Raw genomic sequence first — 19,603 nt, 5'->3', positions numbered from 1 at the left:
CGGAATGCCGGGGAAGAACTGGGCAACTGCCCCAAGGAGAGCCGGTGACACGCATCGCCGGTCAGACAAAGCAAAACGCGAATTTAGGAGATAGAAAATGCGTCACGCTCGTGGTTACCGCCGTCTGAACCGTACTCATGAACACCGCAAGGCCCTGTGGGCCAACATGGCCGGTTCGCTGATCGAACACGAACAGATCAAGACCACCCTGCCGAAAGCCAAGGAACTGCGTCCGATCGTTGAAAAACTGATCACGCTGGCCAAGCGCGGCGATCTGCACGCCCGCCGTCAGGCCGCTGCCCAGCTGAAGCAGGACCAGTATGTCGAGAAACTGTTCGACGTTCTGGGCCCGCGCTACAAGGAACGTCAGGGCGGTTACATCCGCGTCCTGAAGGCCGGCTTCCGCTATGGCGACATGGCGCCGATGGCGATCATCGAGTTCGTCGATCGTGACCCGGCCGCGAAGGGCGCCGCCGACAAGGCCCGCCTGGAAGCCGAAGAAGCGGCTACCGAAGAATAAGGTATCCGGTCATCGACCAGATCAGGCCCCGGTTCGAAAGAGCCGGGGCTTTTTCTTTGAGCGCGGCTCACACATACGTGCGGCTGCGGTTGAGCGCTTGCAATCCGGCGGCCTGCTTCGCATATCAGGAACACGTCAATTAAAGGCAGACCCGATGTTTCGCATTCTTACCACCGTTCTTCTGATTATTGCCGCCCCGCTGGCCGCGGAAACCCGCGTGCCGGAAAAACAGATGGAAATTCAGCTGGGCTTTGCGCCCTTGGTGAAGCAGGCCACCCCGGCGGTGGTCAATATCTACGCCAAGCGTATCGTGCAGGCGCGGCAAAGCCCGTTTCAGAACGATCCGTTCTTTCGCGGTCTGTTCCGCGATTTCGGCGAAGTCCGGCCGCAGGTGCAGAATTCGCTGGGGTCGGGGGTGATCCTGTCCGAAGACGGCTATGTCGTGTCGAATTACCACGTGGTGGGCGATGCGGCGGAAATCCGGGTGGTTCTGAACGACCGGCGTGAATTCGACGCCGAGGTGATGCTGGCCGACGAAGACAGCGACCTGGCGATCCTGAAGCTGGACGGAGCGGCCGACATGCCCTTCCTGAACCTGCGCGACAGCGACGGGGTCGAGGTGGGCGAATTGGTGCTGGCCATCGGCAACCCGTTCGGTGTTGGCCAGACCGTGTCCAGCGGCATCGTGTCGGGATTGGCGCGCTCGGGCACGGCGACGGGCAACGGGCGCGGTTATTTCATCCAGACCGACGCGCCGATCAACCCGGGCAATTCGGGCGGGGCGCTGATCGACGTCAACGGGCAACTGATCGGGGTCAATACCTCGATCCTGACCCGTTCGGGCGGGTCGAACGGGATCGGTTTCGCCATTCCGTCCAACCTCGTGGCGCAATTCGTGGCGCAGGCGCGGCAAGGGCACGAAAGATTTCAACGCCCCTGGGCGGGGATGAACGGGCAACCGGTGGATGCCGATATCGCCGCCAGCCTCGGGCTGGACCGTCCGGGCGGGATCGTTGTGTCGGGGCTGCAGAAGGTCAGCCCCTTCCTTGAAGCCGGGATCGAACCGGGCGACGTGATCGTCGCCGTCGACGGGCAGCCGGTGAACACCCCGGCCGAGATGATTTTCCGCATGTCCGTCGCGGGGCTTGGCGAAGAGGTAACGGTAACCGCAGTCCGGAACGGCAAGAGTTTCGATACCCCGGTGCGCCTGTTGGCCGCGCCGGAAAAACCGCAGCGCGACCGCCGCCAGATGGGCAAGAGCACCGCCTTGCCGGGGTTGCAGGTGGTGAATATCAATCCGGCGGTTCTGGCCGAATACGGTTTGCCGCTGGGCAGCACCGGCGTTGTGGTCGAGGACCCGGGACCGTTCGGCGGTCAGGTTGGGTTGCGCAAGGGTGATATCCTCCACGTGATCAACGGCGAAACGGTGGAAACCACCGATGACGTGCAACAGGTGCTGTCGGGCCGGGTGCGTGTTCTGGCTTTCGACGTGCAGCGCGGCTTGCAGCGGCTGGTGATCCGGTTCAGGCTGTAATCCATGCCCGACCTGTTCGATCCCAGCCCGGAAACGGAGAACCATCACGCCAGTGCGCATCGTCCGCTGGCAGATCGCTTGCGCCCGAAATCCCTGTCCGAGGTCATCGGCCAGGAACAGGTGCTGGGCGATGATGCGCCGTTGGGGGTGATGCTGCGCTCGGGCAGCCTGTCTTCGCTGATCTTCTGGGGGCCGCCGGGCGTGGGCAAGACCACCATCGCGCGGCTGCTGGCGGATGAAACCGATCTGCATTTCGTGCAGATCAGCGCGATCTTCACCGGCGTGCCGGACCTCAAGAAAGTGTTCGAAGCGGCGAGCCTGCGCCGCCAGACCGGGCAGGGAACGCTTCTGTTCGTCGATGAAATCCACCGCTTCAACAAGGCGCAGCAGGACAGTTTCCTGCCGCATATGGAAGACGGCACCATCCTTCTGGTCGGTGCGACGACGGAAAACCCCAGTTTCGAACTGAACGCCGCTGTGCTGAGCCGGTCGCAGGTCCTGGTGCTGGAACGGCTGTCGCTGGCCGATCTGGAACGGCTGGCGCAGCGGGCGGAAAAGGAACTTGGCCGGGCCCTGCCGCTTGACGGGCCGGCGCGCGAGGCGCTGCTGGAAATGGCCGATGGCGACGGGCGCGCGCTGCTGAACCTGATCGAACAGGTCGCGGCCTGGAAGGTCGACGGCAAGCTGACGGTCGATGCGCTGTCCAAGCGGCTGATGAAGCGGGCGGCGAAATACGACAAGTCGGGCGACGAGCATTACAACCTGATTTCGGCGCTGCACAAGTCGGTGCGCGGGTCGGATCCGGACGCGGCGCTGTACTGGTTCGCGCGGATGCTGGAAGGGGGAGAAGATCCCCGTTACCTCGCCCGCCGCATCGTGCGCATGGCGGTCGAAGACATCGGCCTGGCCGACCCGCAGGCGCAGCATCTGTGCCTGCAGGCCTGGGAAACCTATGAACGGCTGGGCAGCCCCGAGGGCGAACTGGCGCTGGCGCAGGCGGTGACCTACCTTGCCCTGGCGCCGAAAAGCAACGCGGTCTACACCGCCTACAAGGCGGCCCGCGCCGCCGCGCGCAAGACCGGTAGCGAACCGCCGCCGAAACACATCCTGAACGCACCGACGCAGATGATGAAGGATCAGGGCTATGGCGACGGCTATGCCTATGATCACGATGCCGAGGATGCGTTTTCGGGGCAGAATTATTTCCCCGAAACCATGCGCCGAGGCGCCTATTACCTGCCGGTGGAGCGCGGGTTCGAGCGCGAACTGAAAAAGCGTCTGGATTATTTCGAGAAACTCAGGGCGAAGCGGGGCTGATCGGGCGATGCGCCAAGGGCAGGGGCACCTTGCCCCCTTGTTTGCTTGACATTCCCACCCCCACGTCTCAGGAGAGGCGCATGTTGATCACGGCTTTGCAAGTTGCCCTCGGGGGCGCGATTGGCGCCTCGCTGCGCTATCTGTCCGGTGTCGCCATCTTCAAGATGATGGGGCCGGGGTTCCCGCTTGGCGTGTTGTTCGTCAATATCCTCGGATCGGGGATCATGGGGGCGTTCGTGGTCTATCTTGGCCAAAAGGGCATGAGCCATCTGAACCCGATCCTGATGACCGGGCTTCTGGGTGGCTTCACCACCTTTTCGGCCTTTTCGCTGGAAGCCTACACGCTTTACGAACGCGGCGCGGTGGGGCAGGCGGCAATCTATGTCGGGTTGTCGGTGGTGCTGTCTCTGACGGCATTGGTGGCAGGCATTCATTTGATGCGGTGGATATTGGCATGAGCGGTGTGCAAACGATCACGGTCGGACCGGATGACGGCGATCAGCGGCTGGACCGCTGGCTGAAGCGGATGTTCCCGCACCTGGCCCAGGGCCGGATCGAAAAGATGTGCCGCAAGGGCGAATTGCGCGTCGATGGCGGCCGGGTGAAGGCCTCGACCCGTCTTGAACCGGGCCAGCAGGTGCGCATCCCGCCCTTGCCGACCCCCGGCGAAGTCAAGAAGGCAGCACCGAAATCCAAGGTTTCGGACGCCGACGCGAAGATGATCCAGTCCTGCGTCATCTACCGCGACGACGATATCATCGCCCTGAACAAACCCGCCGGTTTGCCGACGCAGGGGGGCAGTAAGCAGACCCGCCATGTGGACGGCTTGGCCGAGGCGCTGAAATTCGGGTTTGAGGAAAAGCCGCGGCTTGTTCACCGGCTCGACAAGGATACCTCGGGCGTGTTGCTGCTGGCGCGGACCCGCACTGCGGCGCAGGCGCTGACGGCGGCGCTGAGGCACAAGCAGACGCGCAAGATCTACTGGGCGCTGGTCGCCGGCGTGCCGACGCCCTACCTGGGTGAAATCAAGTACGGGCTGGTCAAGGCGGCGGGGCACGGGGCCAAGGGCGAGGGCGAAAAGATGATCTGCGTGCATCCGCGCGACATCGACAAGACGCCCGGCGCGAAACGCGCCCATACGCTTTATGCCACGCTGTACCGGGTCGCCGGGCGGGCGTCCTGGGTGGCGATGGAACCGCTGACCGGACGCACCCACCAGCTGCGCGCGCATATGGCCGAAATCGGCCATCCGATCATCGGCGACGGCAAATATGGCGGATCGGGTCAGGAAAACCTGGGCGATGGCTGGGGCGCGCAGCTGGGCGGGGTGATCAGCAAGAAGCTGCACCTGCACGCGCGCAGCATGACCTTCCTGCATCCGGAGACGAAGAAATCGGTGACCATCACCGCACCGCTGCCCGAACATATGAAACACAGCTGGGACACGTTCGGCTGGACCGAGGACCTTGCTGCCGACGATCCGTTCGAGGAACTGCAGTGAGCGAATTGCGGCTGATCCTGTTCGATGTCGATGGCACGCTGGTCGACAGCCAGGGCGATATCATCGCCTCGATGACCCGCGCCTTCGAGGCCGAGGGACTAGATGCGCCGACGCGTGAAGCGATTCTCGGCATCGTTGGGCTGTCGCTGGAGGTGGCGATGCCGAAGCTCGCACCGGGGCTGGATACGCCCGCCCATGACCGCATGGTTGAGGCGTACAAGGCGGCCTATATGGAGCTGCGCGCGGCGCAGGGATCGCAGAAAAGTTCGCCGTTTTACCCGTATGCGCGCGACGTGCTGGACCAGTTGGCGGGGATCGATCACTACCTGCTGGGCGTGGCGACGGGGAAATCGCGTCGGGGCCTCGATGCGCTGCTGGCCGGTCACGGTATGACGGAAATGTTCCTGACCCAGCAGGTGTCGGATCATCACCCGTCCAAACCGCACCCCTCGATGGTGCTGACGGCGCTAGCGGAAACCGGGGTGGCGCCGGAAAACGCGGTGATAATCGGCGATACCAGTTTCGACATGCAGATGGCCCGCGCCGCCGGGGTGCGGGCATTGGGCGTCGGCTGGGGCTATCACCGGCCCGAGGACCTGGACCCGCATGCCGACGCGGTGATCCACGATTTCCGCGATCTGCCCGCAGCAATCGACCGAGTATGGGAGAGCGAAAGATGAGCATTCTCAAGGCAAAACGGTTCTGGAGCGAAGCAACGCCCGCCGAGGCCGAAACCGGCGGCTGGCTGGTCGAACTGGACGGGCGTCCCGTGCGGACCCCGGCCAAGACACTAATGGTTCTGCCGACACAGGGTCTGGCCCGCGAAGTCGCCGCCGAATGGAACGCCCAGGACGGCGAAATCGATCCGTCCAAGATGCCGTTCACCCGGACCTCGAATTCGGCGCTCGACAAGGTGGCGGTGCAGCATCGCGAGGTTGCCGACATGCTGGCGGAATACGGCGGGACCGATCTGCTGTGTTACCGCGCGACGTCGCCACAGGAACTGATCACACGGCAGAAAGAAGCGTGGGATCCGGTTTTGGACTGGGCCGCAAAAAGTATCGGGGCCCGGCTGCAGGTCGGCGCCGGGGTGATGCATGTTGCCCAAAGCGATACGGCCCTCACCGTGATGCGGGATATTGTGCGGAACATGGATGATTTCCGGCTGGCGGCATTCCACGATCTGGTCGGCATTTCCGGGTCGTTGATCCTGGCCTTCGCGGCGGCGCGCGACTATTGCGATATCGACCGGATTTGGCAGCTTTCCCGGATAGATGAGGATTGGCAGGCGGAACAGTGGGGCATCGACGAAGAGGCCGAGGAGCAAGCCGAATTCAAGCGCGGCGAATTCCTGCACGCCAAGCGGTACTTCGATTTCTGCGCGGAAACGTGATCCGCCCTTTTTGCCATCAAAGGGGGTCTTCTTTACCTTAGGGAAGCCCTTCTTACCCTTCGCTTTTCTTGATCTGTGACTTGACCTTTCGCGATGAATTCGCCCAAAGTTTTGTCATTGCCGGGGGCCACCCCCGTCATTTTCGTTCACGATCTCTTCAAGGGATCGGAAAAAACGCCCAGTCACAGGGTGGAAAATCAGGAAGAGGTAAACATGAAAAAATCCGTATTTCTTGGCGCGCTGACCGTTGCCGGGCTGGCAGCTGGTGCCGCGGCAGCCGGGACGCTCGACGATGTGAAGGCTCGTGGCAAGCTTAACTGCGGTGTGACCACGGGTCTCGTCGGTTTCGCTGCGCCTGACGCGAATGGCCACTGGGATGGCTTCGACGTCGGCGTCTGCCGGGCTGTTGCCGCTGCGGTTCTGGGCGACCCGGAAGCCGTTGAATTCGTTCCGACCACCGGTAAGACACGTTTCACCGCCCTGGCTTCTGGCGAAGTGGACATGCTGGCCCGGAACACCACCTGGACCTTTTCGCGCGATGTCGACCTGAAGTTCGAATTCGTCGGTGTGAACTACTACGACGGTCAGGGCTTCATGGTCCCCAAGGAACTGGGAGTTTCGTCTGCCAAGGAACTGGACGGCGCTACCGTTTGCATCCAGACCGGTACCACGACCGAGCTGAACCTGGCGGATTTCTTCCGCGCGAACAATATCAGCTACGAGCCGGTTCCGATCGAAACCAACGCCGAAGCGCAGCAGCAGTTCCTAGCTGGTGCCTGCGACGTGTACACCACCGATGCCTCCGGTCTGGCCGCGACCCGCGCCACCTTCGAGAACCCGGGCAACTATGTGGTGCTGCCCGAAATCATTTCGAAAGAGCCGCTGGGCCCGCTGGTCCGTCACGGCGACAACGAATGGGGCGACGTTGTGCGCTGGACCTTGAACGCGCTGATCGCGGGTGAAGAGCTGGGCATCACTTCGGCCAATATCGAAGAGCTGTCGAAGGGTACCAACAACCCGGAAATCAACCGTATGCTGGGGACCGAAGGTACCTTGGGCGAAATGCTGGGTCTGGACAAGGACTGGGCCAAGAACGCGATCGTTGCGGGCGGCAACTACGGCGAACTGTTCGAAAAGAACATTGGCGAATCCACCCCGATCGGCCTTGCGCGCGGTCTGAACGCGCAGTGGACCGAAGGTGGCCTGCTCTACGCACCGCCGTTCCGTTAATCCACGACACCCGAAGGGCGCGGCACAAGCTGCGCCCTTCGACCATGAATATAGTCTGAAAAGATCGACCACCGGCCCCAGAGGCCACGAAAAAGAATAAGGTCGAATAGACGGGGAACATCCCAGATGACAACACTCACCGACCCTCCCAAGGAGTCGTTCCGGCTATCTATGCTGATTTACGACACCCGGTACCGGTCGATGACCATTCAGGTCGTCGCCATGATCGGGTTCATGATTCTGATCGGCTGGCTGATTAGCAATACCGCACAGAACTTGCAGGACCTGGGTAAGGAACCCAGTTTCCGCTTTCTCAGCGAACCCGCGGGGTATGACATCAACCAGCGGCTGATCGATTACGACAACCAGAACACCCATTTGCGCGCCGCTGTCATCGGCTTGCTAAACACGTTGCTCGTGGCGGTAATGGGGTGTGTCACGGCGACCATTCTGGGCGTGATCATAGGCGTTCTGCGACTGTCCAAGAACTGGCTGATCGCCAAGCTGATGACGATCTATGTGGAAACTTTCCGCAACGTGCCGGTTCTGTTGTGGATCGTGTTTGCGATGGCGGTCCTGATCGAAACCTTGCCGGCGCCAAGGGACTTCCGGGGCGATAACCCCGAAGCGACGATGAAGGTGCTCGATACCGTCGCGGTCACCAATCGCGGTGTCTACGTGCCCGAGCCGCTGTTTTCCAACAGCCTGGGCGATGTTCACTTGTTCGGCGCTTCAAGTTTCCGCTTCGATATCTCGCTGGACCTGATCGCGTTCCTGGTCGCGCTTGGTCTGGGGCTGTTCGTGCGGCACAAGATCAAGACCCGCGCCAACCGCATCCAGGAAGCCACCGGCGTTCGTCCGACCACCTGGTACCTGAGCCTGGCCGTTGTCGCGCTGCCGGTTCTGGCTGTGTTCGTCGCCCTGGGTTTCCACCTGGGTTACCCGGAACTGAAAGGCTTCAACTTCCGGGGCGGTATCCACATGCGCAATTCGCTGATCGCGCTGTGGCTGGCATTGTCGCTTTATACCGCCGCCTTCATCGCGGAAAACGTGCGCGCCGGCATCCTGGCCATTTCCAAGGGCCAAACCGAAGCCGCCGCCGCGCTTGGGCTGCGCCCCAAACGGATCATGAGCCTGGTGATCCTGCCGCAGGCATTGCGGGTCATCATCCCGCCGCTAATTTCGCAGTACCTTAACCTGACCAAGAACTCGTCGCTGGCCATCGCCGTGGGTTACATGGACCTGACGGGGACCCTGATGGGCATCACCCTGAACCAGACCGGTCGCGAGCTGGAAACGGTTCTGCTGGGCATGCTGATTTACCTGGCGATCAGCCTGGGCATCTCGGTGGTGATGAACTGGTACAACAATCGTGTAAAACTGGTGGAGCGGTAAGATGAGCGATATTTCCTTTGTCCGCACTGAAATGCTGCCCCAGCAGGAGCCGCCGGCAAGTTCCGTCGGCGTCATCGGCTGGATGCGCGAAAACCTGTTCTCGGGTTGGCTCAATTCGGTCCTGACCGTGATTTCGGGCCTGTTCATCTTCTCCGTCGTCGGGTCGCTGCTGGGCTGGGCCTGGTCGCCCACCTGGAGCGCGACGTCGCTGAACGAATGCCGTGAAATCGCGACCGGGCTGGGCCATGAAGGGCATGGCGCCTGCTGGGGCGTGATCCGCGACCGCTGGGTGCAGTTGCTGTTCGGCTTCTACCCGCCGGAATCCTACTGGCGGCCGATCCTGGCCTTCATCCTGCTGGCCGTGGCGCTGGCGCCGGTGCTGTTTTCCGACAAGGTTCCCGGCAAGCTGATCTATCTGACCGCGGCCTATCCTTTCATCATGCCGTTCCTGCTGTGGGGCGGCACGATCTGGGGGGCGCTTTCGGCGGCAGCCGGTTTCGTCATCGGTTATTTCGTCTACAAGGCGGTGGAGAAGGCCGCAGGCAGCCTTGCGGCCGTGATTTCGGCGGTGGTTGCCGCGGTGATCTGGTGGCTGTTCCTGGCCGCGCCCGTCACGGGGGGGCTGACGGCGATCCTTCCGATCGGTGTCGAACCGGTCGATAGCCGGAACTTCGGCGGCATGATGCTGTCGATCACCATCGGCGTCGTCGCCATCGCCTGTTCGCTGCCCATCGGTATCGTCCTGGCCCTGGGGCGGCAATCGGACCTGTTGATCGTGAAATCGCTTTGCGTGGGATTCATCGAATTCATCCGGGGCGTGCCGCTGATCACGTTGTTGTTCGTGGCCTCGACGCTGTTGAACATCTTCATGCCGCCGGGCACGAATTTCGACATCATCATGCGGGTGATCATCATGGCGACGCTGTTCGCATCGGCTTACATGGCCGAGGTGATCCGCGGCGGTCTGGCGGCGCTGCCGAAGGGGCAGTACGAAGGCGCCGACAGTCTGGGGCTGAACTACTGGCAGTCACAGCGGCTGATCATCATGCCGCAGGCGCTGAAGATTTCGATCCCCGGTATCGTGTCCACCTTCATCGGCCTATTCAAGGACACCACGCTGGTGTCGGTGATCGGGCTGCTGGACCCGCTGGGGCTCAGCAATGCCATCCGTGCGGATTCGGATTGGAACGGGATCGTGTGGGAACTCTACGGTTTCATCGCGTTGATGTTCTTCGTCTTCTGTTTCTCCATGTCCCGCTACTCCATGTATCTCGAGCGCAAGCTCAGAACCGACCATCATTAAGGAGATCACGCTATGTCTGATCTTGCGATTGAACGCGACATCGACCGTTCGAAGATGAAAGTCTCGGATGAGATCGCCATCGAAATCAACAACATGAACAAGTGGTACGGTTCTTTTCACGTGCTGCGCGACATCAACCTCACGGTGAACCAGGGCGAACGGATCGTCATTGCCGGCCCGTCCGGGTCGGGCAAATCGACCCTGATCCGCTGTATCAACCGGCTTGAGGAACACCAGCAGGGCCGTATCGTGGTGGACGGGACCGAACTGACCTCGGATCTGAAGAATATCGACAAGATCCGGTCCGAGGTCGGGATGTGTTTCCAGCACTTCAATCTGTTCCCGCACCTGACCATCCTGGAAAACTGCACGCTGGCACCGATCTGGGTGCGCAAGACGCCCCGGAAAGAGGCGATCGAGACGGCGATGCATTTCCTTGAAAAGGTCAAGATTCCCGAACAGGCCGACAAGTATCCCGGCCAGTTGTCGGGCGGTCAGCAGCAGCGGGTGGCGATTGCGCGGTCGCTGTGCATGAAGCCGCGGATCATGCTGTTCGACGAACCGACCTCGGCGCTGGACCCCGAGATGATCAAGGAAGTGCTCGACACCATGATCGAGCTGGCCGAGGAAGGCATGACCATGCTTTGCGTGACCCACGAAATGGGTTTCGCGCGGCAGGTGGCCAACCGGGTGATCTTCATGGACCAGGGCCAGATCGTGGAACAGAACGAACCGGAAGAGTTCTTCAACAACCCGCAAAGCGAGCGGACCAAGCTGTTCCTGAGCCAAATCCTGGGACACTGAGTTTCGAAAAACCGGGGGCGCCCGTCGCCCCTTCAGGGCGCGCTTCGCTGAGGCGCGCCTCTTTCTTTGGCCGGGCCTCAGTCCTCGGGGGGCTCGAAACCGGCAAGCCATTTGCTCAGCAGCCGGTCCAGCTCCACCTGTTCCGCCTCGCTCAGCGTCCCGGCCAGCCGGTGCTGATTGGCGACGTGTTCGGTGACGCAATCCTCGATCAGTGCCAGCCCCTGTTCGGTCAGCTGCACCGTCACGCTGCGCGCGTCCTGTTCCGAGCGGACGCGCTTGACCAACCCCTTGGCTTCCAGCCGGTCGAGCCGGTTGGTCATCGTGCCCGAGGTCACCATCGTCCAATCCATCAATTGCGACGGCGTCAGCGCGTAGGGCGCGCCCGAGCGGCGCAGGGTGGCCAGCACGTCGAAGCTGGCCGCGTTCAGCCCGTGGGCCGTGAAAACCCGGTCCATCCCCTGCCCGAGGTGAGAGCCGAGCCGCTTGATTCGCCCCAGCAATCCCATTGGGCGCAGTTGCAGATCGGGGCGTTCGGCCCGCCACTGGGCCAGAATTTTGTCGACGTGATCCATGGTTAGCAGTTTTCCCGGAATTTATCTTGACGTCAAGTCTTCTCGAAATATCTTGATCTCAAGATAAAATGGACAAGGAGACATGTAGATGTCACGGCAAACAGATCTGGCCCTGACCGGCCTTGCGCCCCTGATCTGGGGCAGCAGCTATATCGTAACCACCGAACTTCTTCCCGATGGCTTTCCCCTGACCGTCGCCATGCTGCGCGCGCTGCTGGCGGGGCTGATCCTGCTGGCGCTGGTGCGGCACCTGCCGGGGCGGGACTGGCTGGGGCGCCTGTTGGTGCTGGGGGCGCTGAATTTCTCGATTTTTTGGGCGGCGCTGTTCGCGGCGGCCTACCTGTTGCCGGGCGGCGTCGCTGCCACGCTGGGCGCGGTGCAGCCGCTGATCGTGCTGGGTCTGGCGCATCTGCTGCTGGGCAGCCAAATCCCAGGAATGGCGGTCTGGTCGGCGATCAGCGGGATGCTGGGCGTGGCGCTGCTGATTCTCGGGCCCGATGCGCAGCTTGATCCCTTCGGCGTGATCGCGGCACTGATCGGGGCGGCATCGATGGCGGCGGGCGTGGTGCTGACCCGCAAATGGCAGCCGCCTGTTCCCCCGGTCACCTTTGCCGCCTGGCAGCTGACCGCCGGCGGGTTGTTGCTGCTGCCGCTGGCGCTGTGGCTGGAACCGGGATTTCCGCGTCCCGACCTGAACGCCGCCATCGGCATCGGCTGGCTCAGCATGATCGGCGCGGCGGCGACCTATTACCTGTGGTTCCGCGGAATTGCCAAGCTGGGCCCGGCGGCGATCACCGGCCTTGGCTTCCTCAGCCCGCTGAGCGCCGTCCTGCTGGGCTGGCTGGTTCTGGGGGAGGCGATGTCGGCGCTGCAGATGCTGGGCGCGGGCATCGTGTTGCTGAGCGTCTGGGCCGGGCAGCGGGCGCAGCGGGTGCTGGCTATGCGTACCGCTAGCCCAGCCGCCGCGGCACGATGAAATCGCGGACCTGCCCATCGCCGAACAGGGCGTCTTGCCAACCGGCGATGGGCAGGTCGAACACCGTGGTGGCGCAGGTCGGGTAGCGGTCGAAATCGGGATCGTCCGGCGCCTTGGCCGCCAGCGAGGCGGCGAATTCCGCGATACCGGGATTGTGCCCCACCATCAGCAGGGTCTTGGCGTTGCCGCCCTGCCTCAGCACCTGCATCATGTCCATCGGCGAGGCGTGGTAAAGCGCCCGCAGGAACCGGGTGTCGGCGCTGATTCCCAGCCGGTCGCAGGTTTCCACCGTCCGGGCGGCGTCGGAGCTGAGCACCAGGTCGGGCAGGTATCCGTTGTCGCGCAGCCAGTCGCCCATCGCCTTGGCCGCGTCGCGGCCGCGCGTGTTCAGCCGGCGGGCGTGATCGGTGAGCGACGGGTCGTCCCAGTCGGATTTCGCGTGGCGCATCAGGATCAGCCGCAGGGTCACAGGAAGGCCCTCATGTGAAAGGCGGATTGGTCCTTTAGCCTGCCATAGCTCTGGCTGACCGGGCAAGCGCAGCGCACCAGGCAGCCGCCGATCAAACAGTCGCGCCCCGCATCGGTTTGCAGGAAGGATTTGCAGGCGGGCACGTCATAGCCTTCCCCGCTCATTGCATCGGCGGGGCAGGCGGACAGGCAGGGCATGTCCGTGCAGTTGTCGCAGGGCGACGCGGCGGGGACGGGCGGCAGGTCCAACCGTTCGGCCAGCCCGATCGCGCCGCGATAGGAGGCGAACAGACCCGCCGTGTCATGCACCAGCAGCCGTACCGGCGATTGCCAGGCCCGGCCGCTGTCCAGCGCCCAGCGGAAGAAGGGATGATATGGCGGCCCGTCGGAGGGGAAGAAGGCTCGCCCTCCGATTTCCCCGGCCAGCGCGCCGATCACCCGGGCCGACCAGCGGTCCAGCGCGTCGGGGGCCCCGTCGCGGTATTCAGGGCTGCCGGTGAACGTTGCCCAGAACCCCGGTTCGCGCGGTCCCAGCAGGATCAGCGTTCCGACCCCATCCAGATCGGCCGGGTGAAGGGCGCCAAAAATGCTCAACGCCACGTCGTTGGCGCGGGTTTCGATCCCGGACAGCGTCATTTGCGGAAAAACGGCAGGCTCAGCGCCCAGCCCAGTTTGCTGGGCCGGTCATCCTGCCATTGCAACCCGATGGTCATGCCATCGTGCCCCGCCTGCGGCTGCGCCACGTAGGTACGGAAAATCCGGTCCCAGATCGACAGGGCGAAGCCGTAATTGCTGTCATGTTCCGCGCGGTGGATCGAATGGTGTACCCGGTGCATGTCCGGCGTCACCAGCGCCAGCCGCACGAGCGCGTCCAGCCCCAGCGGCAGGCGGATATTGGCGTGGTTGAACAAGGCGGTGCCGTTGAGGATGATTTCGAACAGGATCACCGCCAGCGCCGAGGGGCCAAGCAGGTAGACCAGCCCGATCTTCAGCAGAATGGAAAAGGCGATTTCCACCGGGTGGAAGCGGATCGCCGTGGTCACGTCGATATCGCGGTCGGCATGGTGCACCCGGTGGAACCGCCACAGAAGCGGGATCTTGTGGGTGATCAGGTGCTGGAACCAGATCGCGAAATCGAGGATCAGGATTGCCAGAACGGCCTCTGTCCAACCGGGCAGGCCGATCCGGTTGAACAATCCCCAGCCCATCTGGCCCGCATCCATCGCCGCGCCCACAGCCAACAGCGGCAGCGCCAATGCCAGTACGCGCAGCGTGACCGTGTCGATGATCTGCATCACCCAGTTGGTCAGCCAGCGGGTCGTCCTGGGCTGGGTCCGTTTTCTTCGCGGGGCCAGTGTTTCCAGGCCTGCGAAAATCGCGAACAGGCCCAGAAAAACGGTGAGTCTGATGATTGCTTCATTTTCCATGCGCCCACTCTAAGCCCTTTGCCGGAGCTGACAAGAGACGCATTCGCGAAAATGCATGTATTAGCGGCGGATCAGCGACCCGGCCCCGTGTTCGGTGTAAAGCTCCAGCAGCGTCGCATTGGGGGCTCTGCCGTCGAGGATCACCACCCCGCGCACACCTTTTTCGATCGCGTCCAGCGCGGTTTCGGTTTTCGGGATCATGCCGCCGGCGATGGTGCCGTCCTCGATGAGATCGCGCACCTGTTGGGAGGTCAGCTCGGTCAGGACCTCGCCTTCCTTGTTCTTCACTCCGGGCACGTCGGTCAGCAGCAACAGGCGGTCGGCCTTCAGCGCCCCGGCGATTGCGCCAGCGGCGGTGTCGCCGTTGACGTTGAAGGTTTCGTTGTCGTTCGTCCCGGTGCCGACCGGGGCGATCACCGGGATGATCCCGGCGGTGTAAAGGTCGCGGATCACCTGCACGTTCATTTCCACCGGCTTGCCGACAAACCCCAGTTCGGGGTCGTCCGCTTCGCAGACCATCAGGTCGTCATCCTTGCCGCTGATGCCGACGGCGCGGCCGCCCTGATCGTTGATCGCCTGCACGATACGCTTGTTCACCAGCCCGGCTAGAACCATTTCTACCACTTCGACCGTGGCCTTGTCGGTCACCCGCTTGCCGCGCACCCACTCGCTTTCGATGCCGAGTTTCTTCAGCATGTCGTTGATCATCGGGCCGCCGCCATGGACCACAACCGGGTTCACGCCGACCTGTCGCATCAGAACCATGTCGCGGGCGAATTCCGCCATCGCCTCGTCATCGCCCATCGCGTTGCCGCCGAATTTGACAACGACGACCGCGCCGGTAAAGCGCTGAAGGTAGGGAAGGGCCTCGGACAGGGTCCGGGCGGTGGCGATCCAGTCGCGATTCATGTTCTGCTTTCTCATACCATCAATCCTTAAACGGGACCTGTGTTACCGGCTTCGCGACGGCCTGCCAAGAGCGCGTTGCACATGGTCGCGCCACATGGCCCGTTGATCTTACACCGGGCGGTGCTAGGGTCTGCGTGAATACTACGGGCTAGATTTGATGACGACACGACAGAAAACGCTTCTGCTGACCGGGGCCAGCCGCGGTATTGGCCATGCCACCGTCCGGCGCTTCAACCGCGAGGGATGGCGCGTCATCACCTGTTCGCGCGCGCCTTTCCCCAAGGAATGTCCCTGGGGCGGTGGCGAGGAAAACCACGTGCAGATCGACCTGTCCGATCCCAGCGACACGATTAAAAAGGTCGAGGTCATCCGCGACCGGCTGGACGGCAAGCTGGATGCGCTGGTCAACAATGCCGGGATTTCGCCGAAAGGGCCGGAAGGCGCGCGGTTGAACACGATCGACACCGACCTGAAAACCTGGGGCCACGTGTTCCATGTGAATTTTTTCGCGTCGGTGGTTCTGGCGCGCGGACTGCGCGAAGAACTGGCGGCGGCCAAGGGCGCGGTGGTCAACGTGACCTCGATCGCGGGCTACCGGGTGCATCCCTTCGCGGGAGCCGCCTATGCCACGTCGAAGGCGGCGCTGGCGGCCCTGACGCGGGAAATGGCGCATGATTTCGGGCCGATGGGGGTGCGGGTCAACGCCATCGCCCCGGGCGAGATCGAAACCGATATCCTGTCACCGGGCACCGACAAGATGATCGCGGACATCCCGCTGCGCCGGTTGGGCATGACCGAGGAAGTGGCCAACACGATCTATTTCCTGTGCACCGACGCGTCGTCCTACATCTCGGGGACCGAGATCGAGGTGAATGGCGGTCAGCACGTCTGAGCGCGGCGGCCCGGAACAAGGCCGAATGCCGTCGGGCCAGCGCCTGACCGTCCCGGCTTCGCTGCTTATATCGTCAGATCAGCGACGCGATGGTGGCGCGCAGGGTGGCGATGCCGTCGCCCTTTTCGCTCGACGTCAGGATCAGTTCGGGGAAGGCGGCGGGGTGTTTCGACAGCTTTTCCCGCACCTGTTTCAGAACCGCTTCGCGGTCCTTGGCCTTGACCTTGTCCGCCTTGGTCAGAACGCATTGGAAGGTCACGGCGGAACTGTCCAAGAGCGACATGATTTCCTCGTCCACCTTCTTGATGCCGTGGCGCGCATCGACGAGAACGAAGGCGCGACGCAGGTTCTGCCGGCCCGACAGGTATTGCTTCAGCAGCCGTTGCCACTTTTCCACCACCGCCAGCGGCGCGTTGGCAAAACCATAGCCGGGCAGGTCGACCAGGTAATGGTCTTCGCCCACGGTGAAGAAATTGATTTCCTGGGTGCGCCCCGGCGTGTTGGAAGCGCGCGCCAGACCCTTGCGCCCGGTCAGCGCGTTGATCAGGCTCGACTTGCCGACATTCGACCGGCCCGCGAAGCAGACTTCGATCCGGTCCGACGGCGGCAGGCCGGACATGGCGACCACGCCCTTGAGGAAATCGGTCTGCCCGGCAAAGAGCTTGCGGCCCTTTTCGGTGGTGATTTCGTCGGGTTCTTCGACAAGCGGGAAGGGCAATTGCATCAGAGGATCTCAACCTTATCGTTGACCGCTACCATGCCCGATTTGACGACGCGGGCATAGACGCCGAAATCCTGATGACCAAATGCGGCGTTCAGCGCGCCGAGCGTGTCGGCATCGGATTGGCCGGTTTCGGGATTTACGGTGGTGGCGACGCAGCGGGTGATGCGGGTTTCGACCCGCAATTCGGCAGCGCCGACGCGAATGGTTTTGCCGATCAGGCCGTATTCCTCGAACGCGGGCCAGCCGTCGACCCAAAGGTTGCCGCGGAAACGGTGGATCGACAGGTCCCGCCCCATGCGCTGGCCGAGGTCTTTCAGCGAATTGAGGTTCAGCACCGAAACATAAGGATCTGGCACATCGGTCAATGCCTGGTCTTTCAGCCTGACCACCTGGGCGGGGGCGGGGCGGTTTTCCGGCCAGAACGGGCGCAGCCAGTCGATCAGCGCGGCGCCGTCACTGGCTGGTCGTACCGTGATGTCATGCGTTTCGGGATGGGACAGGGTGACGGTTTCCGATGCTTCATTCAGCCGCGCTCTGACCGCCATCAGCGGATGCCCCGCCGCGCCGCGGACGAAGTTTTGCTTGCCCATCCATTCGGTCGGCTGCCCGTCGAACCTGGCCGCATCATGCGCTACCGCCCAATGCCGGTCGAAAGGCAGAACGCGCCCCTCCGAGAGGGGCGCGCTTTGCAGGTCCTCGTATCCAACCGACTTGATCGGATGGCGGACGATATGGGCCAGACGGCTCATTTATTTTCCGGTTTCTTGCGCGCGAGGCTCGACTTGATGTTGCCGAACACGTCCGGTTTGTAGCCGTGGAGGCGCATGATCGAATATTGCTGGATGAAGGTGATCGTGTTGTTGGTGATCCAGTAGAGAACCAGCCCACTGGCGAAGTTGCCCAGCATGAACATGAACACCCATGGCATCCATGCAAAGATCATCTTCTGCGCCGGATCGGTGGGTGCCGGATTCAGTTTCTGCTGCAGCCACATCGAGATGCCCAGCAGGATCGGCAGAATCCCCAGCGAAATGATCGCAATGAACGAATCCTGCGCCGGCGCGGCGAAAGGCAGCAGGCCGAACAGGTTCAGAATCGAACTGGGATCGGGGGAGCTGAGGTCGTTAATCCAGCCGATCCAGGGCTGGTGGCGCAGTTCCAGCGTGACGAAGATCACCTTGTAGAGCGAGAAGAAGATCGGAATCTGGATCAGGATCGGCAGACAGCCCGAGGCGGGGTTCACCTTTTCCTTCTTGTACAGTTCCATCATGCCCTGCTGTACCTTCTGGCGGTCGTCGCCGGCGGCTTTCTTCAGTTCTTCCATCTTAGGCTGCAATTCCTTCATCTTCGCCATCGAAGCGTAGGATTTGTAGGCCAGCGGGAAGACGATCGCCTTGATCACGATGGTCAGGCCGATGATCGACCACCCCATGTTGCCGATCAGCCCGTGCAGCGTGTGCAGCAGCCAGAAGATCGGCTTGGTCAGGAAGAAGAACCAGCCCCAGTCGATCGAATCGATGAAGCCCGGCACACCCTTGTCGTTCTGGTAGTGGCGGATGGTTTCCCATTCCTTGGCGCCGGCGAAGAGACTCATGTCGGCCTCGACGGTTTGGCCGGGGGCAAGCGTCTTGGTCTGCAGCACGGCCTCGGTCTGGTACAGGTCGCGCGCCTCATCGTATTTCGATGCCGATTTGAACGGCCCCGCAGCGGGGATCAGCGTCGCCATCCAGTAGTGGTCGGTGAACCCGATCCAGCCGGCTTCGGTCACCTGGGCGACCTCGGCGCGGGCGCCTTCGCGCGGATCGAAATCGAAATCGGCGGCGTCCTTGTAGCTGGTTTCGGTCAACTCGCCATCGGCCATGCCGACCAGGCCTTCATGCAGGATGAAGAATTTCTTGGCATTGGCGGGTTCGCCATGCCGCGCGATCATGCCGTAGGGGGCGAGGGTCACGGTCGCGTCGCCATTGTTCTGCACCGTCTGGTGGACCGAGAACATGTAATCTTCGTCTACCGACATTTCGCGGCGGAAGGTCAGGCCAGCGCCATTGTCCCAGACCAGCGTGACGGGGGTTTGCGGCGTCAGCGTGTCACCGCTTTCCACCGACCAGACCGTGTTGGCGCCGGGCACCTGATCCAGGCTCAGCCCGGTTCCGGGAGCCCAGCCGAACAGGGCGTAATAGGGATTGTCGCTGCCCAGCGGCGACAACATCGTCACGATGTCGGAACCTTCATCGATCGTTTCGCGGTAATCCTTCAGCCTCAGTTCGTCGACGCGGCCACCTTTCAGCGAAATCGACCCGGCCAGGCGCGGCGTGTCGATGGTCAGGCGCGGCGCGTCGGTGTCCGCTTCTTCGACCACGGCTGTGGTCGCGGTGCTGGCGGCCGGTGCGGTGGCGGTCGGTGCGGTGCCCGGTTCGGCCACTTGCTCGGTCACGGCAACTGCGTTGGGATCGGTCGGGGCCTGTTCCTTCGGCGGGAACAGAAGGAACCATACCAGGATGACGGCAAAGCTGAGCGCGGTTGCCAGGATGAGGTTTTTGTTCTGATCGTCCATCGGGGGTGCGTGCCTGTCCTTGGAATTCTTCGGTGCCGGTTCAACAGAGTGCGGCCCCAAAGGTCAAGCGGATTCACCCGATAT

The 19,603-nt window shown here is 62.6% G+C and carries 21 protein-coding genes; 13 read left to right on the top strand and 8 right to left on the bottom strand.

Annotated elements, in window-relative coordinates; translation table 11 throughout:
- The first annotated feature begins 97 nt into the window (after positions 1 to 97).
- The 11 genes from rplQ to IT775_RS06790 all read left to right on the top strand — a co-directional run bounded on the left by rplQ (position 98) and on the right by IT775_RS06790 (position 10,997).
- Entirely contained in the window at positions 98 to 520 is a 423-nt protein-coding gene (gene rplQ / locus IT775_RS06840; RefSeq protein ID WP_212700340.1) for a 50S ribosomal protein L17, read from the top strand.
- Positions 521 to 674: 154 nt separating this feature from the next.
- Entirely contained in the window at positions 675 to 2,054 is a 1,380-nt protein-coding gene (locus IT775_RS06835) for a Do family serine endopeptidase (RefSeq protein WP_212700339.1), read from the top strand.
- 3 nt (positions 2,055 to 2,057) lie between these two features.
- Positions 2,058 to 3,371, top strand: coding sequence for a replication-associated recombination protein A (locus IT775_RS06830; protein WP_212700338.1), 1,314 nt, complete (start codon positions 2,058 to 2,060; stop codon positions 3,369 to 3,371).
- An 80-nt stretch (positions 3,372 to 3,451) separates the two neighbouring features.
- A complete protein-coding gene (gene crcB / locus IT775_RS06825; protein ID WP_212700337.1) occupies positions 3,452 to 3,829 on the top strand; it encodes a fluoride efflux transporter CrcB in 378 nt (125 codons plus the stop codon).
- Positions 3,826 to 4,872: an RluA family pseudouridine synthase gene (locus tag IT775_RS06820; RefSeq protein ID WP_212700336.1), complete on the top strand. Its 1,047-nt coding sequence runs from the start codon at positions 3,826 to 3,828 to the stop codon at positions 4,870 to 4,872. The genes crcB and IT775_RS06820 overlap by 4 nt, the downstream gene beginning before the upstream one ends.
- A complete protein-coding gene (locus IT775_RS06815; protein ID WP_212700335.1) occupies positions 4,869 to 5,552 on the top strand; it encodes an HAD-IA family hydrolase in 684 nt (227 codons plus the stop codon). The genes IT775_RS06820 and IT775_RS06815 overlap by 4 nt, the downstream gene beginning before the upstream one ends.
- Positions 5,549 to 6,265 (top strand): ATP12 family chaperone protein, encoded by a 717-nt coding sequence (locus IT775_RS06810; RefSeq protein WP_212700334.1) that lies wholly within the window; start codon positions 5,549 to 5,551, stop codon positions 6,263 to 6,265. The genes IT775_RS06815 and IT775_RS06810 overlap by 4 nt, the downstream gene beginning before the upstream one ends.
- Positions 6,266 to 6,478: 213 nt before the next feature.
- Positions 6,479 to 7,495: an amino acid ABC transporter substrate-binding protein gene (locus IT775_RS06805; RefSeq protein WP_212700333.1), complete on the top strand. Its 1,017-nt coding sequence runs from the start codon at positions 6,479 to 6,481 to the stop codon at positions 7,493 to 7,495.
- Between the two features lie 126 nt (positions 7,496 to 7,621).
- Positions 7,622 to 8,890, top strand: coding sequence for an amino acid ABC transporter permease (locus tag IT775_RS06800; RefSeq protein WP_212700332.1), 1,269 nt, complete (start codon positions 7,622 to 7,624; stop codon positions 8,888 to 8,890).
- Position 8,891: 1 nt separating this feature from the next.
- Positions 8,892 to 10,193: an amino acid ABC transporter permease gene (locus tag IT775_RS06795; RefSeq protein WP_212700331.1), complete on the top strand. Its 1,302-nt coding sequence runs from the start codon at positions 8,892 to 8,894 to the stop codon at positions 10,191 to 10,193.
- Positions 10,194 to 10,205: 12 nt separating this feature from the next.
- Positions 10,206 to 10,997, top strand: a complete 792-nt coding sequence (locus tag IT775_RS06790; RefSeq protein WP_281414343.1) for an amino acid ABC transporter ATP-binding protein — start codon at positions 10,206 to 10,208, stop codon at positions 10,995 to 10,997.
- 77 nt (positions 10,998 to 11,074) lie between these two features.
- On the opposite strand, the gene IT775_RS06785 is transcribed toward IT775_RS06790, so the two are convergent.
- Positions 11,075 to 11,569: a MarR family winged helix-turn-helix transcriptional regulator gene (locus tag IT775_RS06785; RefSeq protein WP_212700330.1), complete on the bottom strand. Its 495-nt coding sequence runs from the start codon at positions 11,567 to 11,569 to the stop codon at positions 11,075 to 11,077.
- Positions 11,570 to 11,657: 88 nt separating this feature from the next.
- Here IT775_RS06785 and IT775_RS06780 point away from each other — a divergent pair, with 88 nt between their 5' ends.
- Positions 11,658 to 12,545, top strand: a complete 888-nt coding sequence (locus IT775_RS06780) for a DMT family transporter (protein WP_212700329.1) — start codon at positions 11,658 to 11,660, stop codon at positions 12,543 to 12,545.
- Here IT775_RS06780 and IT775_RS06775 read toward each other — a convergent pair.
- The 4 genes from IT775_RS06775 to argB are packed head-to-tail and all read right to left on the bottom strand — an operon-like array spanning position 12,520 to position 15,364.
- Positions 12,520 to 13,014, bottom strand: coding sequence for a SixA phosphatase family protein (locus IT775_RS06775; protein WP_212700328.1), 495 nt, complete (start codon positions 13,012 to 13,014; stop codon positions 12,520 to 12,522). The two genes, IT775_RS06780 and IT775_RS06775, sit on opposite strands and share 26 nt — an antisense overlap.
- A complete protein-coding gene (locus IT775_RS06770) occupies positions 13,011 to 13,649 on the bottom strand; it encodes a ferredoxin (protein WP_212700327.1) in 639 nt (212 codons plus the stop codon). Before IT775_RS06770 ends, IT775_RS06775 begins: the two co-directional genes overlap by 4 nt.
- Positions 13,646 to 14,440 (bottom strand): sterol desaturase family protein, encoded by a 795-nt coding sequence (locus IT775_RS06765; RefSeq protein WP_212700326.1) that lies wholly within the window; start codon positions 14,438 to 14,440, stop codon positions 13,646 to 13,648. Before IT775_RS06765 ends, IT775_RS06770 begins: the two co-directional genes overlap by 4 nt.
- 60 nt (positions 14,441 to 14,500) lie before the next feature.
- The gene (gene argB, locus IT775_RS06760; RefSeq protein WP_212700325.1) at positions 14,501 to 15,364 is read right to left on the bottom strand and encodes an acetylglutamate kinase; all 864 of its coding nucleotides are present in this window, start codon (positions 15,362 to 15,364) and stop codon (positions 14,501 to 14,503) included.
- A gap of 142 nt (positions 15,365 to 15,506) precedes the next feature.
- On the opposite strand from argB, the gene IT775_RS06755 reads away from it, so the two are divergent.
- A complete protein-coding gene (locus tag IT775_RS06755) occupies positions 15,507 to 16,241 on the top strand; it encodes an SDR family NAD(P)-dependent oxidoreductase (protein ID WP_212700324.1) in 735 nt (244 codons plus the stop codon).
- A gap of 73 nt (positions 16,242 to 16,314) precedes the next feature.
- On the opposite strand, the gene yihA is transcribed toward IT775_RS06755, so the two are convergent.
- From yihA to yidC, 3 genes are read right to left on the bottom strand one after another with little or no spacing between them, the layout of a single operon-like run.
- Complete coding sequence (yihA, locus tag IT775_RS06750) at positions 16,315 to 16,965, bottom strand: ribosome biogenesis GTP-binding protein YihA/YsxC (RefSeq protein WP_212700323.1); 651 nt, start codon at positions 16,963 to 16,965, stop codon at positions 16,315 to 16,317.
- Positions 16,965 to 17,714 (bottom strand): MOSC domain-containing protein, encoded by a 750-nt coding sequence (locus tag IT775_RS06745; RefSeq protein WP_212700322.1) that lies wholly within the window; start codon positions 17,712 to 17,714, stop codon positions 16,965 to 16,967. The genes yihA and IT775_RS06745 overlap by 1 nt, the downstream gene beginning before the upstream one ends.
- Positions 17,711 to 19,519, bottom strand: coding sequence for a membrane protein insertase YidC (gene yidC / locus IT775_RS06740; protein ID WP_212700321.1), 1,809 nt, complete (start codon positions 19,517 to 19,519; stop codon positions 17,711 to 17,713). The genes IT775_RS06745 and yidC overlap by 4 nt, the downstream gene beginning before the upstream one ends.
- Positions 19,520 to 19,603 lie beyond the last annotated feature (84 nt).

The sequence above is a fragment of the Thalassovita aquimarina genome, assembly GCF_018219815.1.
Lineage (GTDB): Bacteria > Pseudomonadota > Alphaproteobacteria > Rhodobacterales > Rhodobacteraceae > Thalassobius > Thalassobius aquimarinus.
Note: the sequence above shows the minus strand (reverse complement) of the source record. Positions and strands in the feature narration are given on the sequence as shown.

Coding starts and splice junctions, on each gene's coding strand:
- IT775_RS06745 (WP_212700322.1), bottom strand. CDS start 17,714: ATGAGCCGTCTGGCCCATATCGTCCGCCATCCGATCAAGTCGGTTGGA.
- IT775_RS06835 (WP_212700339.1), top strand. CDS start 675: ATGTTTCGCATTCTTACCACCGTTCTTCTGATTATTGCCGCCCCGCTG.
- IT775_RS06810 (WP_212700334.1), top strand. CDS start 5,549: ATGAGCATTCTCAAGGCAAAACGGTTCTGGAGCGAAGCAACGCCCGCC.
- IT775_RS06790 (WP_281414343.1), top strand. CDS start 10,206: ATGTCTGATCTTGCGATTGAACGCGACATCGACCGTTCGAAGATGAAA.
- IT775_RS06755 (WP_212700324.1), top strand. CDS start 15,507: ATGACGACACGACAGAAAACGCTTCTGCTGACCGGGGCCAGCCGCGGT.
- IT775_RS06805 (WP_212700333.1), top strand. CDS start 6,479: ATGAAAAAATCCGTATTTCTTGGCGCGCTGACCGTTGCCGGGCTGGCA.
- IT775_RS06800 (WP_212700332.1), top strand. CDS start 7,622: ATGACAACACTCACCGACCCTCCCAAGGAGTCGTTCCGGCTATCTATG.
- IT775_RS06765 (WP_212700326.1), bottom strand. CDS start 14,440: ATGGAAAATGAAGCAATCATCAGACTCACCGTTTTTCTGGGCCTGTTC.
- yidC (WP_212700321.1), bottom strand. CDS start 19,519: ATGGACGATCAGAACAAAAACCTCATCCTGGCAACCGCGCTCAGCTTT.
- IT775_RS06830 (WP_212700338.1), top strand. CDS start 2,058: ATGCCCGACCTGTTCGATCCCAGCCCGGAAACGGAGAACCATCACGCC.
- yihA (WP_212700323.1), bottom strand. CDS start 16,965: ATGCAATTGCCCTTCCCGCTTGTCGAAGAACCCGACGAAATCACCACC.
- IT775_RS06770 (WP_212700327.1), bottom strand. CDS start 13,649: ATGACGCTGTCCGGGATCGAAACCCGCGCCAACGACGTGGCGTTGAGC.
- crcB (WP_212700337.1), top strand. CDS start 3,452: ATGTTGATCACGGCTTTGCAAGTTGCCCTCGGGGGCGCGATTGGCGCC.
- IT775_RS06785 (WP_212700330.1), bottom strand. CDS start 11,569: ATGGATCACGTCGACAAAATTCTGGCCCAGTGGCGGGCCGAACGCCCC.
- rplQ (WP_212700340.1), top strand. CDS start 98: ATGCGTCACGCTCGTGGTTACCGCCGTCTGAACCGTACTCATGAACAC.
- IT775_RS06780 (WP_212700329.1), top strand. CDS start 11,658: ATGTCACGGCAAACAGATCTGGCCCTGACCGGCCTTGCGCCCCTGATC.
- IT775_RS06820 (WP_212700336.1), top strand. CDS start 3,826: ATGAGCGGTGTGCAAACGATCACGGTCGGACCGGATGACGGCGATCAG.
- argB (WP_212700325.1), bottom strand. CDS start 15,364: ATGAGAAAGCAGAACATGAATCGCGACTGGATCGCCACCGCCCGGACC.
- IT775_RS06795 (WP_212700331.1), top strand. CDS start 8,892: ATGAGCGATATTTCCTTTGTCCGCACTGAAATGCTGCCCCAGCAGGAG.